The 16,623-nt window shown below is 70.7% G+C and carries 12 protein-coding genes and 1 pseudogene; 4 read left to right on the plus strand and 9 right to left on the minus strand.

The annotated features are described in order from the left end of the window. A pseudogene (locus tag MXD61_RS12105) lies at positions 1–577 on the minus strand (hypothetical protein); the annotation flags it as partial. Positions 578–823: 246 nt separating this feature from the next. On the opposite strand from MXD61_RS12105, the gene MXD61_RS12110 reads away from it, so the two are divergent. Continuing rightward, positions 824–1,591 (plus strand): hypothetical protein, encoded by a 768-nt coding sequence (locus tag MXD61_RS12110; RefSeq protein WP_248812981.1) that lies wholly within the window; start codon positions 824–826, stop codon positions 1,589–1,591. A gap of 73 nt (positions 1,592–1,664) precedes the next feature. On the opposite strand, the gene MXD61_RS12115 is transcribed toward MXD61_RS12110, so the two are convergent. The 5 genes from MXD61_RS12115 to MXD61_RS12135 all read right to left on the minus strand — a co-directional run bounded on the left by MXD61_RS12115 (position 1,665) and on the right by MXD61_RS12135 (position 7,663). Further along, the gene (locus MXD61_RS12115) at positions 1,665–2,216 is read right to left on the minus strand and encodes an NADPH-dependent FMN reductase (RefSeq protein ID WP_248812983.1); all 552 of its coding nucleotides are present in this window, start codon (positions 2,214–2,216) and stop codon (positions 1,665–1,667) included. 413 nt (positions 2,217–2,629) lie between these two features. Beyond that, positions 2,630–2,839: a hypothetical protein gene (locus MXD61_RS12120; protein WP_163550620.1), complete on the minus strand. Its 210-nt coding sequence runs from the start codon at positions 2,837–2,839 to the stop codon at positions 2,630–2,632. Between the two features lie 812 nt (positions 2,840–3,651). Further along, the gene (locus MXD61_RS12125) at positions 3,652–4,674 is read right to left on the minus strand and encodes a hypothetical protein (RefSeq protein ID WP_248812984.1); all 1,023 of its coding nucleotides are present in this window, start codon (positions 4,672–4,674) and stop codon (positions 3,652–3,654) included. 250 nt (positions 4,675–4,924) lie between these two features. Beyond that, positions 4,925–6,265, minus strand: a complete 1,341-nt coding sequence (locus MXD61_RS12130) for a cystathionine gamma-synthase (protein WP_248812986.1) — start codon at positions 6,263–6,265, stop codon at positions 4,925–4,927. A gap of 9 nt (positions 6,266–6,274) precedes the next feature. Then, positions 6,275–7,663 (minus strand): cystathionine beta-synthase, encoded by a 1,389-nt coding sequence (locus MXD61_RS12135; RefSeq protein ID WP_248813011.1) that lies wholly within the window; start codon positions 7,661–7,663, stop codon positions 6,275–6,277. A 358-nt stretch (positions 7,664–8,021) separates the two neighbouring features. Between MXD61_RS12135 and MXD61_RS12140 the strand changes: the two genes are divergently transcribed. Next, positions 8,022–8,411, plus strand: coding sequence for a YccF domain-containing protein (locus tag MXD61_RS12140; protein WP_248812988.1), 390 nt, complete (start codon positions 8,022–8,024; stop codon positions 8,409–8,411). Positions 8,412–8,615: 204 nt separating this feature from the next. Here MXD61_RS12140 and MXD61_RS12145 read toward each other — a convergent pair whose 3' ends face one another. Together MXD61_RS12145 and MXD61_RS12150 are read right to left on the minus strand one after the other, a co-directional pair. After that, on the minus strand, positions 8,616–9,032 hold the full coding sequence (locus MXD61_RS12145) for a ferritin-like domain-containing protein (RefSeq protein WP_163550428.1): 417 nt from the start codon (positions 9,030–9,032) through the stop codon (positions 8,616–8,618). A gap of 196 nt (positions 9,033–9,228) precedes the next feature. Then, the gene (locus MXD61_RS12150; RefSeq protein WP_248812990.1) at positions 9,229–10,425 is read right to left on the minus strand and encodes a hypothetical protein; all 1,197 of its coding nucleotides are present in this window, start codon (positions 10,423–10,425) and stop codon (positions 9,229–9,231) included. A 1,021-nt stretch (positions 10,426–11,446) separates the two neighbouring features. Between MXD61_RS12150 and MXD61_RS12155 the strand changes: the two genes are divergently transcribed. Next, entirely contained in the window at positions 11,447–13,180 is a 1,734-nt protein-coding gene (locus MXD61_RS12155) for an ABC transporter ATP-binding protein (protein WP_248812992.1), read from the plus strand. Positions 13,181–13,314: 134 nt separating this feature from the next. Continuing rightward, a complete protein-coding gene (locus MXD61_RS12160; protein ID WP_248813012.1) occupies positions 13,315–15,234 on the plus strand; it encodes an ABC transporter ATP-binding protein in 1,920 nt (639 codons plus the stop codon). Positions 15,235–15,322: 88 nt separating this feature from the next. Here the strand turns inward: MXD61_RS12160 and MXD61_RS12165 are convergent, their stop codons facing one another. After that, positions 15,323–16,558, minus strand: a complete 1,236-nt coding sequence (locus tag MXD61_RS12165) for an ABC transporter substrate-binding protein (protein WP_248812994.1) — start codon at positions 16,556–16,558, stop codon at positions 15,323–15,325. Between the last annotated feature and the right edge of the window lie 65 nt (positions 16,559–16,623).

Below are 16,623 nucleotides of genomic sequence, written 5' to 3' on the forward strand. Positions count from 1 at the left end.
CCACCCCCGCCCCGCCCCCCCCCCCGCCCCGGACCACCGCACCGCGCACCACCCCGCCCCGGACCACCGCACCGCGCACCACCCCACCGCGGACGGCCACTCCCTCACGCAGCGAGAGCGCGGCCGCGACACCCACCCGAGGGGGCGGCGGGTCGTCGAAACCGCCGGCCACCTCCGACGGTGACGGCGACGGCGGTGGGTCCGGCACCGGCGGCGGTTCGGGTGGCGGCGGTGCGGATGGTCCGGCGACGCAGCGGCCGCGAAGCTTCCCGTTTCCGCAGCCGACGGTGAACTCACGCGGTCCGACTCGTTCGCCGTCGTCGACGCCGACCCGCGCGACCACGCCCCCACGGACACCGACGCGGGCGACCCTGTCCCCGCGACCATCGGCATCCCCGCAGCCATCGCAGCCATCGCAGCCATCGCTGTCCCCGCGGGCGACAGCATCCACGCGGGTGTCGGTGCCGCCCGGTCCGGCCGCGCCTTCTCCCTCGCGTTCGGTCTCGGCCCGGCCGTCAGCGTCTGCCCGGCCCTCGCCCTCCAGCCAGACGCCTGGATCGGCGCGCCCGACGGTCACGGTCGACGCGCCGCGGTCGATCGGTCCTGTCGAACCCTCGATCGGGACGCCCTCGATCGGGACGCCCTCGCTCGAGGTGCCGCCGGTGGCGCTTTCCCGGCGTGAGCAGACCCCAGGAGCGGCCCCGCCGACGAGCGGCGGATCAGGGCACGACAGCAGCCGACACGGTGCTCTTCGTATCTCCTAGGTAACTCTTGGTGAGCTACGGTGTGGCTGTTCGGTCAACCGCTGCGATCTGGGGGCCCGATGCCGACTGTCGCCATGGCACTGGCTCTGCTCGCCGTCATGGTCATGGTCACCGGGATCGTGGGGACGGTCCGCGGCCACGTCGACCGTCTGCGCATCCCGGATCGGCGCCATGGTCTGATCGTGGCGACCATCGGCTTCACGGTCGCGGTGGTGGCCTTCGGCTTCGCCGCGCCGCTCGGCGTCCAGCCCGATACCGACGATGATGCCAGCCTGTGGGCGGCGGGCGATCCGCGAAACCAGCTCGGGCTCGAGAGCACCGGTCGCGGGGGTGCTCTCGGTGGCACCGGCTCCGCTGGCTCGACCGCGGGACCCGACGCCGGCCACCTGGGCGGGCCAGGGGGCAACGGGGTCGAACTCGCCCCGCCGGTACCCACCCTGCCGCCCTATCCGGACCCTATCTACGGCCTGACGCCGTCGGCACCGCCGTCCATCGTGAACGGAGGCGGCGCGCAGTCCGCGATCCCCGCCGTCCCCGGCCTGCCGGCTGTGCCCGCCGTACCCACTGTGCCCGCTGTGCCCGCCGTACCCGCGCAGCCCGCCGTCCCCGCCGTTCCCAGCGCCGCGTCCAGCCTCGTGCGGCCCAGCGTCGCCGCGTCCGGCCTCGCCGTGCCCGCCTGGCCGGTCGCCCCCACCATCCCGGTGGATGGCCTGACCGGGACCGTGCCGCCCACCCCACCGGCCTGGCCCGGCGCCGTGGAGCTGCCGCGCCCACCGGGACCGCTGGGACTGGGACCACCGGACAGACGAGCCGACCTCACGCCGTAGCCGCCGTAGCCATGGCCGGCCATGGTTGCCGTGGCCCCAGCGAGCGGTCTGGAAAGGGCATCGGGCGCGGGGGTCAGACCACCGAGGTGGGCACGGCGCGTCGGGCCGCGACGAGGGCGCTGATCGCCGGCAGGTTCACCGCGCCCCACGTGTCCAACTGGGCGGGCAGCTGCTCGAGCTGCGAATCGAGGACGAACACGCCGGTCGTCGGGCAGGCGGCGCCGATCTCGACGAGCACCGGACGCAGGTGGACCTCGACGGCGAGCGCATGCTGCGGCGCGGCGGCGACCTGGACCGGCACCGTCGGCAGACCGGCGAGTTCGCCGCCCCCGATCTGGTCGAGCAGCAGCTTCAACAGCCCGGTGTAGGTGGCCTTGTAGGTCGGGGTGGCCACGACGAGCACATCGGCCGAGCGAATGGTGGCGAGGGCCGCCCTGACGGTGGGGTCGCCCCAGCCGAGCAGGCCCGCACCCAGCTCGCTGACCTCGAGGACGTCGGTGGTGGCGGCGTGGCCGGCGGCGGTCAGTGCGGCCTCGACCCGGGCGGCGACCGCCTCGGCGACCTGCCGGGTGCGGGACGCGGGTTTGGGATTACCCACCACACTGATGATCCGGCACGGTTCCATCGGACGGCCTCCCTGATCCGCTCGCGGGCCGACGCTGCGAAAGCTCGACGGCAACAGCGCTGCGAAGTCTAGCGAAGCACGCCGACGCGCACCCGTGATCGCGTGAGAACGACCACGGGTGCTGCCGGCGGATGACACTGGTATGACGGGCCCGCCACCCGACCTCAAAACTCGTGATGCGGTCCCGCGCATCCAGCGGATCGATCGGGTCGGGGGCGGGAAGAAGGACCGTCCGGACTGCCCTGGAGGGCAGGTCCCTGATTCCGGACGACACGGGGCGGGAAAACGGTCGAGGCCGGTTCCGCCGCCGGCAGACCGCTCTCGGGGTGCCGGCGGAGTGCCGGCGGGATGTCGGTCGGGAAAAAGGAGTGGCCGACGCCGAGGGTCGGGCTGGGCCGGGCCACGGCCCGGGATCAGCGGGGCGTCAGAATGAAGTGGTAGAAGATGGCGAGCGGCCACAGCACGGTCGCGATCACCGCGGTGAAAAGACTGGCCAGTGCATGGCCGTCCCAGTCGGTGAAGTTCCAGTAGTCCTGGCTGGCGGTGAGGATGACCCCGATGACGAGGTAGAGCAGCGTTCCCAGACTGATGCTGCTGGTTCGGGTGCCGACCCGGGCGCTCATACCGGCTCCTTCTGCTGAGTGGGTCACCGCGGTGATCCGTGGCTGTCGGGGGATTACCCGCTATACGTCGACCTACACGCTCGCGTCCGGTTGCGCACATTCCGAGAATGACGGTCGGGTCGCCCGGGCCGCGTTCGACGGTCGAGGGATCCAGCGCCCGCAGGGTCGGGCGCGGCCGAACACCGACCGAGGGTGGCGTCGGGCACAGGCCGCCCACCTTCGGGCTGGTCGGGCCCGGACCCGGTCGGCGCCGTCACGAACCCGGCCCGGTTCCGGCCCGGATTCAGGCCCGGCGCCCGACCGGCCGGCCATCAGAGGGCCCTGCGCGGGCGGGTGGACCACGGCGACTGGTCAGGTCGATGGACGGGCATGGCCGACCCGACCGTGTGTCACGGTGAACCGGGAGGTCAGGCTGTATACGAGCATGAGATGAACGGTGGGATGCCGGGCGACATGTCGGGTCGGATGTCCTGGGCGAACGGCGCCCGACAGCTGTTTTTCGGGCCGAAACCGTGAGGTGTCCGCCGTGTTGTCTCGAGTGGAGACCCCGGCCCGAGGGCATTGTCTGACAGCGGATAGCGTGGCGCCGTGCCCATTCACAGCCCGCCCGGCGCCCGGGCGACCCCACCGCCGTTGCAGATCGTTTCGAACATTACACCTTCACGATCCTTCGGTAGTAGGTCGTCGGTCGTTCTTTCGTCTCCCGGATTTGCGTATCTGATGTGCTTCGTGGCCGCGATGGCTACTGTTACGGCCACTGCCGTGATTGTGGGAGTGTGCCGCGCGCGGCATGCCGCCCGGAAAGCACCGGCTCAGACCGGTGACCATTCCCGGGCCTGGACGACCAGGCCGGACCAGTCCGCCCCGTGGCGGCTGGCCCGCTGGGCCAGCGAGAGGATGCCGTTCGACAGCCAGCTGCTCGGCCGCACCGCCGACGCGGCCAGCGCCCGGGTGGCCAGCGTCTGGGCCCGGTCGAGGTCACGCCCGCGCATCGCGGCGGAGGCCTGGTAGAGCCGCACCGCGGCCAGCGCGCCCGAGGCTCTGCTCCGGTCGAACAGGCTGGCCGCCTCGGCCAGCTGGCGTTCCCCCTCGGCCAGCGAACCCGCGGCCACCAGCGCCGCACCGCCGAACGTCGGCAGGTAAGCCGGATGGATACCGTCCAGGCTGTAGCCGGGAGTGCCGGCGGGCAGGGTCGCGGCGATGGCCTCGGCCTCCCGCAGAACCTCGACGACACCGGCGATCGGCATGTTCCGCGCGGCCATGATGTGCGCCTCGGTGGTGATGGCCAGGATCGCGGTGTGCGCCCGAGGGGCGGTCGCCCGGGCGGCCCGGGCGAGCTGGAGACCATCGTCGGTGCTGGCGAACGCGTAGGCGGCGAGCTCCGCCAGCACGACCCGGGCGTGGGCCACGGAGACGGTGTCCCCGACGTGGCGGCCGAGGACCAGCGCGGCACGGGCCGACGCGGTGGCCCGGGCCGGTAGGCCCGCGTCACCCTGGGCGACGGCTGTCATGACCAGGATGCGGCCGTGGGTGCGCGTCCAGTCCTGGCGCAGGGCCTCGCCGAGGCGCCAGCGCCCGATCGTGCGTGCCTGCTGTTCGAGGATGGCCAGCCGGGCCACCAGTTCCGCGGGGGGCGTCGTCTCCCACCGGCGGGCGAGCGTGCGCAGGGCGGATTCGACCTCGTCAAGCGCGGTGCGGCTGTCGGCCGCGGGGAAGCTCACGACTCGCACGTCCCCGAAGGGCGGACCACCCAGGGCCGCCGCGCCGGCGGCGAGAGCGGCGCAGGCGGCCGCGCCGTGTCGAAGCAGCGCACGACGGTCCGCCGAGGCGCCCATCCGGTACTCCTGACGCTCGCAGCCCGGTGGACCGGGCGGGTGCCCGGCCTACCCACACGTGCAGCCATGTGTTCTCCGCCCGTGAGTTTCCGACCGTGACCTCCAACGCAGCAACACAACCTTAACCTTTTAAGGTTCGCTATGTCGCCCGCATCTCCAGATCGTGCACATATATCGGCCGTTGCGGCGGGCGGTTGACGCACCGTCCGTGGTGCGAGCATCGGGCGCAATCCCGGCTCGGCCGGTCGAGCTAGGACGAACCGGCCCGGCCGGCGGTGGTGGTGTCCGCGGCCTTCGACGGGAAAGCCGTGGACAGCCCGTCCAGTGCCTGACGCAGATCGTCGGCGAGGTCGTCGGCGTTTTCGATGCCAACGGACAGCCGGACCAGGTTCGCCGGCACCGCGAGGGGCGAATCAGCCACGGACGCATGGGTCATGCTGGCCGGATGCTCGATGAGGGATTCGACCCCGCCAAGCGACTCCGCGAGGGTGAAAAGCCTGGTCCGCGCGCACAGTTCGAGGGCGGCGGCATGGCCACCCGACAGGGTGAAAGACACCATTCCACCGAAATCCCGCATTTGTTTCACGGCCACCGGGTAGCCGGGATGGCCGGGCATACCCGGATAGCGTACCGTCTCGACCGCCGGATGCGCGGCGAGATGGGTCGCGACATGCCGGGCGTTCGCGCAGTGCCGGTCCATCCGTACCGGGAGGGTTCGGATGCCGCGCAGCAGCAGCCAGCAGTCAAAGGGTCCCGGTACCGCCCCGGCCGCGTTCTGCAGGAACCGTAGTCGCTCGGCCAGGTCCGGATCGGCGGTGATGATCGCACCCCCCACGATGTCGCTGTGCCCACCGAGGTACTTCGTGGTGGAGTGCACCACCACGTCCGCGCCGAGGGACAGTGGCTGTTGCAGGTACGGGGAGGCGAACGTGTTGTCCACGGCGAGCAGCGCGCCGGCGTCATGAGCGAGGGTCGCGAGCGCGCCGATGTCGGCGATCGTCAGCATCGGGTTGGTCGGAGTCTCGCACCACACCAGCCGGGTGACGCCCGGACGGATCGCGGCCCGGGTCGCCTCGGCATCGGCGAGATCGACGGCGGTGTGCTCGACGTTCCACTGCGAGAGCACCCGGGCGACCAGCCGGTAGGTCCCCCCGTAGGCATCCGCCGGAACGACGATGTGATCACCGGGACGGCAGACCGCGCGCAGCACCGTGTCGGTGGCAGCCATACCGGATGACATCGCCAGCGCCGCCCGGCCGCCTTCGAGCGCGGTGAGGCAGGTCTCCAGGACGGCCCGGGTCGGGTTCGACGACCGGCTGTACTCGAATCCGCCGCGCAGCCCACCGACCCCGTCCTGGGCGTACGTCGAGGCCAGATGCAGCGGTGGGACCACGGCGCCGGTCGTCGGATCAGGCTCCTGACCAGCATGGATCGCGATCGTCTCAAAGCCGGCGGCGTTGTGGGCCCGACCGGACGACCGCGGCTCGGGGCCGGCACCCACGTCCGCATGGACGGCCGGGTCGCGGCCGACGCTCAGATCGGGGCCGGAGTTCGGGTCGGGGCTGGCGGCCGAGGCGGTAGTGGCATCCATGTCGTCACGCTACGGCGTCGCGGCCAGGAAACTCAGCAGGTCGGATCGGGTCAGGATGCCGACCGGGCTGCCGTTGTCGTGGACGAGCACGGCCAGATCATCCCCGAGGACCGTCACGACCCGCGACAGCGGCTCACCGGTACCGACCATCGGCAACGGGGGAGAAAGGTGCTCGGTGACCGGGGCGTCGATCGCGGCCCGGTCCGCGAAGACCGCCGCCAGCAACTGTCGTTCGAGCACCGCGCCGGCGACCTCGGCCGCCCGCAGCGGCGGCTCGTGCGCCACCACCGGCATCTGCGACACGTTGTACTCCCGCAGGTAGCCGATCGCCGCGCCCACCGTCTCCTGCGGATGCACGTGGACCAGGTCCGGTGGCGCGGCCGTCCGGTGCTGGGCGGCCTTGTGGGCCAGCGCGTCGGCGACGGTCGGTCCGGTCTGCGGCGGCTCCAGGAAGCCGTACTCGTACATCCAGTCATCGTTGAAGATCTTCGACAGGTAGCCGCGGCCCGAATCCGGCAGCAGGACGACGACCAGGCCGTCCGGTCCCAGTTCCCGGGCCACCCGCAGGCCCGCCACCACCGCCAGCCCACCGGAGCCACCGAGGAGCAGCCCGCAGCGGCGGGCGAGTTCGCGGGTCATCAGGAACGACTCGCGATCGCTGACCGCCTCCACCCGGTCGACCACCGTGCGGTCGTAGGTCGCCGGCCAGATGTCCTCCCCGACCCCTTCGACGAGGTAGGGACGGCCGGTGCCGCCGGAGTAGACCGAACCCTGCGGATCGGCGCCGACGATCTGGACGGCTCCGTCCGACACGCCCTTGAGGTAACGTCCGACACCGCTGATGGTGCCGCCGGTGCCGATGCCGGCGACGAAATGGGTGATCCTGCCGTCGGTGTCGCGCCAGATCTCCGGGCCGGTGGTCGCCTCGTGCGCCGCCGGGTTGTGCGGATTGGAGTACTGGTCCGGGCTCCAGCTGTCCGGGGTCTCGCGGACCAGCCGCCGGGCCACCTGGTAGTACGACCGGGGATCGTCCGGAGCCACCGCCGTCGGGCAGATCACCACCTGCGCGCCGAAGGCACGCAGCACCGACCGCTTCTCCTCGCTGATCTTGTCGGGCATCGTGAACACGCACGAGTAGCCGCGCCGCGCCGCGACGAGCGCCAGCCCCACCCCGGTGTTGCCACTGGTCGGCTCGATGATCGTGCCACCGGGGCGCAGCGCCCCCGACTCCTCGGCGGCGGCCACCATCGCCAGCGCCACCCGGTCCTTCACCGACCCGCCCGGGCTGAGATATTCCACCTTGCCCAGCAGCGGTGCGCGCGTCTGCTCGAGCGTCGGCGTCAGCGCCACCAGCGGTGTGTCACCGACCAGATCGACCACATGATCGAACACTCGCATACCGGTCATCCACCTATCCCGTACGGTCAGGCAGCGCTGTCGGGCTGTCGGGCTGACAATGACCAGCCGGGCCAGTGGGTCGAGTTGGTTGGCAGGCTGTCATGGATTCGTCGCGTTGGGCGCAGGTCCGCTGGCGAACCGCGATTGTCCCAACCCAGAAGGTAACCAGTTTCGGCTGTGGATGCCCGAGGTTGGCGACCATGACCTCGGACGGTGACCGATGGGCGCTGGACTCGTGAAGACGTTCCGGACGGGGTAGGTCACTGTGGGAGTTTCCCCGCCGGGAGCCGTCCTGGTGGGATCATCGGGTGGCTGGTCCGGTGGGCCGGTCCGATCATGTGAGAGGGAGCGGTCCACGGTGCGCGTCGTGCTCAACGTCATCTGGTTGGTCTTCTGCGGCCTGTGGCTGGCCCTCGGGTATCTGCTGGCGGCGGTGGTGTGCTTCATCCTGATCATCACGATCCCGTTCGGGATCGCGTCGCTGCGGATGGCCAACTTCGCCCTCTGGCCGTTCGGCCGGCGACTGGTCGACCGGCCCGGCGCCGGGGACGCGTCGCTGATCGGCAACGTCCTGTGGATCCTCTTCGCCGGCTGGTGGCTGGCCCTTGGCCATCTCACGACGGGCGTCGCGCTGTGCCTGACGATCATCGGAATCCCGCTGGGCCTGGCGAACTTCAAGCTCATCCCGGTCTCGCTGATGCCACTCGGCAAGGAGATCGTCGACTCCGACAGTCGCGTCTTCATCTGACCCCACCCGCACGCGCCGACCCACCCGCACGCGGATCGCCATGGTCGGCACATCGGAGACGAACACGACCACGGCGATCCGGGTGGCGAGGACGCCCGTCCGACCGTCGGGACACCCGCCGCGGAAAGCGGCTACCGAAGGTCACGAGCTACCGGAGGTCATGACCAGGTCTGGGGTCCGCGCGCGACGGGTGGCTCGGTGCGGCTAGCGTCCCAGGGCGCTCTGGAGATCACGCACGTGCTCCTGGGTCTGCTCGAGCAGGGGGCGCAACGCCTCGGCCACGTCCGCGAGGCCAAGATCGTTCGCCTGGCCGACCCGCGCGCGATAGCGGTCAAGCTGCTCGGACTCCAGCAGCAGGTCGGTACGCAGCGCGTCCTCGGGGTCGGTGGCGGAACTGACGGCCGAGACCTCGGCGGTCGGTGTGCCGCCGAGGAAGGAGATCTGTTCCGCCAGGATCGTCGCGTGGTTCAGCTCCTGCGGCAGGTGGCGCTTGATCTCCTCGCCGACAGCGAGGAACTGCGGGCCGGTGATGGTCGCACCGTGCTGGATGTACTGGACGATCGACTGGTATTCCGAACTGAGATCGTCGTTGAGCAGCTTGACAAACATCTCCCGGTCCATGGGGCACGCTCTCCCGTCTGCGGTGACGCCCGGCTGGATGGCCGGGGCGGCTGTGGGCGGGATGCCCGGAATCAGCGCCGTCAAGCATCCGCCGACCCGTGGGTGGCACCGGATCGTCCGGCGGCGGTGTCCTCAGTGGTCAGGGTCCTCAGTGGTCAGGGTCCTCAGTGGTCAGGGTCGTCAGTGGTCAGGGTCGTCAGCGGCCGCGGCGTCGACGGGTTGGGCCGGCGGCGAGGATGTCCGGCTCGCTGGCCGCGCCCCGGTTCCCGGAGACGCGGTTCCCCGTCGCCGGGATGCCCACCGACTGGATGCCCGGGGCCGAAAGCCCGTCCGGCTGGACGTCGGCGCCGCGGCCGGACGTCGTGCGGGCAGAGGCTGCCGGTCCGGCCGGGGACGCATCCCCCGATCCGCGGGCAGCCGCGGTCGATCGGCCCGCCGCGGTCGAGAACGCACCGGCGACAGAGGTACTCGACGTGGACCTGGTGGCGGCGGACGTGGACCTGGCGGCGGCGGCAGCGGCGGCGACCGCGGCGGCCAGGGTCGGGGCGGCGCTCGGGTAGAGACGCCCCGAGACCGAGACCGGGGTGGGACGAGGTGCCACGGTCGGGCTACGGCGGTGACGGTGGGCGTTGCGCCGGGTGGGCGGGCGGGCGATCGGGGCGGTCACCGGGTCATGCGGCGCGCCGTCACCGGGTGGGTGGCCGCCCGACGCTGTCCGGCCGCCCGGCGCCGTCTGGCCGCCCGGTGCTGGTTGGCCGGCCGGTGCTGGTTGGCGATCCGGTGCCGGCTGGCCGCCGGGGGTCGCGCGGTCGCCGAGGGCGGCGCGGTTGCCCGACGTCCGGTCGGCCAGGGCACGGTCGCCGGTCGTGGCAGCGGTGTCGAACCAGTTGAAGGACACGCTTCGACCGCGCAGGGTGGCGTTCTCCGAACGGAGGATCACCAGGAGCGCGGTGGCTAAGGAGGCGCGCATCCGCGACTCGGCGAGCTGACGCTCGAGTTCGGCGACGTACTCGGGGCTGGGCTCCGCGGCCGCATCCTCGCCCGGGTCCGCTTCGTCGGCCGCCTCGGGGCCGAACGCCGCCACGAACAGCGGATGGGCATGGGCGAGCTGTGCGCCGCGCTCCTCGTGATCGTCCGGGAAGAGCAGTTCGAGGTAGCACTCGACAACGTGCCAGTCGATCTCCTTGTCGCCGCGGAACTGGCGGCTGAGATCGCGGGCGCGGGAGCGGCGAACGCGGGCGTCTCCGTCATCCGCCCAGACCTTGCGGACGACCATCTCGTAGCTGACTCGATACGGCTGGTTGAGATCGTGGAGATGATGGAGCAACGTCAGCTGACTCTTGTTCTCGAGCTCGGCCTTCGGGCCGCGGGGCCGGGCTCCGGCAAGGGACATCGCCGTACCATCCGTTCGTCGTCGTGGTGCGTCCGAATCCGAACTGGTGTGGCAACGTCCCGCTGCCCCGTGAGCACGCGGAGGCGCCCTGAACTTTCGGCTGCCGCGAACGCACGGCCGCCCCGCGAATACGAACGGTCCGCCGCCCTCGGCCGCCTCATCGCACCCGACAACCGGTGCCGCCCGACAACCGTGTCGTTCGACGACCATGCGGTGGGTCGATCCGCCTGCCCGTTGACCTACAGCCGCCCCCGAGGGTAGCCGTTCGGCGCGGTGATGGAACGGTTGGTCGCACCACGAGGTGGACGTGTAAACCCTCACGAGTGCCATCCGCGTCAGGCGTTGACTTTCGGGGTGGGATCGGGTCTGGATAGTGCGGATCTTCGTCTGGGCGGTGTATTCCACGGCGCCGACCCGCCGCCCTCGGGCGAGGGATGAGCGATGTGTGCCGCGTAAGGGCGGCTGCCCGGAAACCGGGTTGTCGGCGCTGCCTCGAGGACGGGGATCCGTCTCGGCCGGGGTGCTCGGAGGGCGCGAAGCGGCCAGTTGGCCGGTGGTCCGGGCGGCGGCGGAACCTGGCGCGGGAATCGGGTCCTGTGTGGTCCTGGAGAAAACGAGTGAAGTGTCGGGTGTCATCATCCGATTGCGGTTCGCACGGATCGGCCGGGACCGTTCTCGCCGGTTCGTCCGGGGCGGTGGCGCCGGTGTTGGCCGGTCGGTCGTCGGCGGTCGGCTAGGCCGCCGGATTTGGTACGGCACTCGGTAATGTGGTCCGTCCGGCCACGTCGGGAGCGCCACGACGGCGAGATCGTGACGCCGGCACGAGCCTGCTCGGAAAAGCCTTGACCTGAAGTCCGGGTCAGGTCGTAAGGTCACTACGCGCCTGCGGCGGAGGCCCCCCGGTCACGAGATCTGTCCGTCATCCATGGAACTGTGCCCGCAGTGGCATGCCCTCGCGGAGGGTGTCCGGTGTGACAGCGGAAGGTTGCTTATAGTGGCCGAGAGTAGCTGAGAGGATCGTATGCTCGTTCGACTCCTGCGGGTGTACCTCGGCCGATACCGCCGGCCCGTCGCCACGCTGGTGGCGCTGCAGCTGGTGGCGACGCTTGGCATGCTCTATCTGCCGACGTTGAACGCCGACATCATCGATCATGGTGTCGTCGTCGGCGACACCGGCTACATCCTGCGGACCGGCGCGGTCATGCTCGGCGTCAGCGTGGTGCAGCTGGTCTGCGCGGGGGCCGCGGTGATGTTCGGTGCGCGCACCGCCATGGCGGTCGGGCGCGACCTGCGAGCCGCCGTGTTCGATCAGGTGCAGGCGTTCTCGGCCCGCGAGGTCAACCGCTTCGGTGCCCCGTCGCTGATCACGCGTGCGACCAATGACGTGCAGCAGGTGCAGATGGTCGTCCTGCTCGGGGCGACGCTGACGGTCTCCGCGCCGATCATGTGCGTCGGCGGCATCATCCTCGCGGTGAACCAGGACGCGGCGCTGTCGCTGCTGCTGGTCGCGATCGTCCCGGCGCTGCTGATCGCGATCGGGATGATCGTCCGCCGGATGCGGCCGCTGGGTCGGGGCATGCAGGAGCGACTCGACACCGTCAACCGGATCCTTCGGGAGCAGATCACCGGCCTGCGGGTGATTCGTGCGTTCGTGCGCGACGCACACGAACGCAGGCGGTTCGGCGCGGCCAACGACGATCTCACCGACGTGTCGCTGCGGTTCGGCAATCTGCTGGCGATGATGTTCCCTCTGGTGTTCACCATTGTGAACTTCTCCAGTGTCGCGGTGATCTGGTTCGGTGCGCATCGCATCGATACCGGCGACATGCAGATCGGTGCTCTCACCGCCTTCCTCAGCTATCTGATGCAGATCCTGCTGTCGGTGATGATGGCGACGTTCATGTTCATGATGATCCCGCGGGCCGAGGTGTGCGCGGAACGCATCAGCGAGGTGCTGGGCACCGAGTCGTCGCTGCGCCCGGCCGCTGAGCCGGTGCGTGCACTGCGCGCGGTCGGCCAGTTGGAGCTGCGCGACGTCGGTTTCCGCTACCCGGGCGCGGAGATCGCGGTCCTGCACCGGGTCAGCCTCACCGCCGGTCCCGGGCGCACCACGGCGATCATCGGCAGCACCGGAAGCGGGAAGACCACGCTGGTCGGGCTGATCCCACGGATCGCCGAGGCCACCGAGGGCGCCGTGCTCGTCGACGGGGTGGACGTCCGCGACCTCGACCCGGCACTGCTCAGCCGTACCGTGGGCATCGTTCCGCAGCGGCCGTACCTGTTCTCCGGGACGATCGCGTCGAACCTGCGCTACGGCAACCCGGACGCCACCGACGAGGAGCTCTGGCAGGCGCTGGAGACCGCGCAGGCCCGGGAGTTCGTCGAGGCGATGCCCGACGGGCTCGCGAGCGCCATCGCGCAGGGCGGCACCAACGTCTCCGGCGGGCAGCGTCAGCGCCTCGCGATCGCCCGGGTCCTCGTGCGCCGACCGGAGATCTACCTGTTCGACGACTCGTTCTCGGCGCTCGACTACGCCACCGACGCGCGGCTGCGCGCCGCCCTGGCGGAGCAGACGGCGCAGGCCACCGTCGTCATCGTGGCCCAGCGTGTGGCGACCATTCGCGACGCCGACCAGATCATCGTGCTCGAGGCCGGCGAAATCGTCGGTACCGGCACTCATCATGAGCTCATGGCGGGTAATCCGACCTACCGCGAGATCGTCCTGTCGCAACTCACCGAGCGGGAGGCCGCGTGAGTGGGAACGGCAGTACCAGCGAGAACGGCAGTACCAGCGAGAACAGGGGTGCCGCAGAGAGCAGCGGGGCCGGCGGGAGCGCGGACGAGGGCCGCGGCGTGAGCATCGCGGCACCGCGGCGGGGGCCGGCGCCGATGGCCGGGCCGGCCCGGTTCCTCGCCGGTCAGGGTGTGGGGGAGAAGTCGGCGGACTTCGCCGGGTCGACCCGGCGGCTGCTGGGCCGGCTGCGACCGCAGCGGGCGATCCTGACCGTCGCCGGGCTGCTCGCGGTGGTCAACGTCGGGTTGAACGTCGCCGGCCCGCGGCTGCTCGGGCACGCCACCGACCTGGTGCTCGCCGGTGTGTTCAGCCGCAACGTGCCCGCCGGCACGTCCCAGCAGGACGCGGTCGCGGCGCTGCGCGCCTCGGGCCATGGCACCCAGGCCGATCTGCTGTCCTCGCTGCACATCACCCCCGGCACGGGGATGGATTTCGACGCCATCGGTCGGGTGCTGCTCTGGGTCGCCGTGCTCTACCTTGTCGCCGGGGCGGCGGGGGTGATCCAGGCCCGGATGACGACCCGGGCCATCCAGCGCGCCGTGTCCGAGCTGCGCTCCGATGTGCAGCACAAACTCGCCCGGTTGCCCGCGCGCTACTTCGACGGTCAGCCCCGCGGCGAGGTGCTCAGCCGGGTCACCAACGACATCGACAACCTCGGCCAGACCCTGCAGCAGAGCATCGCCCAGCTCGTCGTGTCGATCCTGAGCATCACAGGTGTGCTGTCGATGATGTTCTGGATCTCCTGGGAGCTGGCCCTGGTCGCGGTGGTGACCGTGCCGGTGTCGGTGATCGTGGCGACCCGGGTCGGCAAGCTGGCCCAACCGCAGTTCGTCGCCCAGTGGCGGCTCACCGGTCGGCTCAACGCGCACATCGAGGAGATGTACACCGGGCACAACCTGGTTCGGGCGTTCGGCCGGCAGGAGGAGTCCGCGCAGATCTTCCGGGAGTACAACGAGCAGCTGTACGCGGCGAGCTGGCGGGCCCAGTCGATCTCCGGGCTGATGCAGCCGGCGATGATGTTCATCGGCAACGTCAACTACGTGCTGGTCGCGGTGATCGGCGCGCTGCGGGTGGCGTCCGGCTCGTTGTCGATCGGTGACGTGCAGGCGTTCATCCAGTACTCGCGTCAGTTCAGCCAGCCGATGACCCAGCTCGCCAGCATGGCGAACCTGCTGCAGTCCGGGATCGCGTCGGCGGAGCGGGTGTTCGAACTGCTCGACGTCGACGAACAGACCCCGGATCCGGTGCGACCCGCCGTGGTGGTGGCACCGCGCGGCCGGGTGGCGTTCGAGCATGTGGGCTTCCGCTACAAGCCGGACAAGCCGCTGATCGACGATCTGTCCCTGGTCGCCGAGCCCGGGCACACCATCGCGATCGTCGGGCCGACCGGCGCCGGTAAGACGACGCTGATCAACCTGTTGCTGCGCTTCTACGACGTGACCTCCGGGCGGATCACCCTTGACGGGGTCGACATCGCCACGATGAGCCGCGACGGGCTGCGGGCCCAGATCGGCATGGTGCTGCAGGACACCTGGCTGTTCGGCGGCACCATCGCCGAGAACATCGCCTACGGCTCGGCCGGTGCCACCCAGGAGCAGGTCGTCGCCGCGGCGAAGGCCGCCCACGTCGACCGGTTCGTGCGCACCCTGCCCGCCGGCTACGACACCGTGCTCGACGATGAGGGCACCGGGGTCAGCGCCGGCGAGAAGCAGCTGATCACGATCGCCCGGGCGTTCCTGGTCGAGCCGCTCATCCTCGTCCTCGACGAGGCGACGAGCTCGGTGGACACCCGCACCGAGGTGCTCATCCAACAGGCCATGTCGACCCTGCGGGCCGGGCGCACGGCGTTCGTCATCGCCCACCGGCTGTCCACGATCCGGGACGCCGACACCATCCTCGTCATGGAGGACGGAGCGATCGTCGAACAGGGCGACCACGAGTCCCTGCTCGATGTCGGGGGAGCGTACGCGCGGCTCTACAGATCCCAGTTCGCCGAGGCCGTCGCGGAGATCTGACGGCCCGACCCCGACCCGGATCTGATCGATGCGGATCGGGGTCGGGGTCGGGGTCGGATCGGAGCCGGAGTCGCGGGGGGCGGGTCGGTCAGTTGATCAGGGTGATCAGCTGGCGGCCGTCCACCCAGTCGCCGGTGACATCGCTGAAGGCGTTGTCCTGCCAGCGCAGCAGGCGGACCGAGGTGTCACAGACCGCTGGGAAGATCTCGATCTGCTTGCCGTCGCAGGTGTACGGGTGGGCCATCACGTTTGGTTCGTTCACGGTTGCTTTCAGTGCCGCGGTCAGCGTCGCCGCGCTCGGGGCAGGGAGCTTCGCGAGCAACGCCCGCAGGTTCAGTACGGTCGAGAACGCACCCTGGGAGGCAGACGTGCGGTCGGCGTCGGGCACCGCGGAACGGAACGCGGCCATGTCCGCGTCGCCGCCGCTGGCCGGCACCGGCAGGTAGCTGGAGGCGAAGTACAGGTTGTCGGTCCTGCCACCGGCGGCCCGCGGCACCGCCGGGGACGCGCAGGTACCGACGAAGTACATGTCGCTACGGACGTTCAGCGCCGCGGCGGCCTGGGCGATCCGGGCACACGCCGCCGCCTGGAACACCACGATGATCGCGTCGGGGTTACCGGCCGCGGCCTGGGTCACCGCAGGCGCAAAATCAGCGGCATCCGCCTTCTCGGCGATAAGTTTGACGTCGGTGACGCCCTTCTTGCGCAGGATGTTCTGTGAGCCCTGGATGGCCGCGCTGAGCAGACCGGGCAGGTCCACATACAGGGCGTGAGCACTGCGGATGTGCTTGGTCGCGGTCAGGTACTCGGTGATGCCGAGCAGTTCCGACACCGTGCCGCCGGACAGCGCGAACGCGTTCTTCGAGTTGAGCTCGCCGGACAGCTGTGGCGATCCGGTGACGTAGGGGATGTGGGCGGATTCGTAGATGGGCATCGCGGCCTGGGTGCCGAAGTCGATTCCCCCGACGACCGCGAGCGGTTTTTTCGCGACGAGCTGGTTGGCGCAGTTCTGGCTCGATTCCGGCGAGCCGTCGGTGGCGCAGGTGACCAGCCGCAGCGGATGCCCGCCGACCCCGTCGAGGGCGGAGTTCGCCCGGTCCACGGCGGCCTGCGCCGCACGGCGTGTCTCCGGATACGACCCGAGCGCGGAGTTCTCGACGGTGACGAAACCGAGAGTGATCGGTGTCCCGGTCAGCGTCCCGGAGGACGAGCCGGTGGATGCGCCGCCGGACGAGCCACCGCGCTGGCTCGTGCATCCGACACCGGCCAGGGCGACGGAGAAGGCGACGGAGAAGGCGAACAGGGCGCGGGAAGCTTGTCTCACGGGCGGTCAAGTTACACTCCCACCCACCTGGAATCAGGACGGGGAAGCGCCGACCCGGCGGGACG

The organism is Frankia sp. AgPm24 (assembly GCF_023243055.1).
In the GTDB taxonomy this organism is placed as follows: Bacteria; Actinomycetota; Actinomycetes; order Frankiales; family Frankiaceae; genus Frankia; species Frankia umida.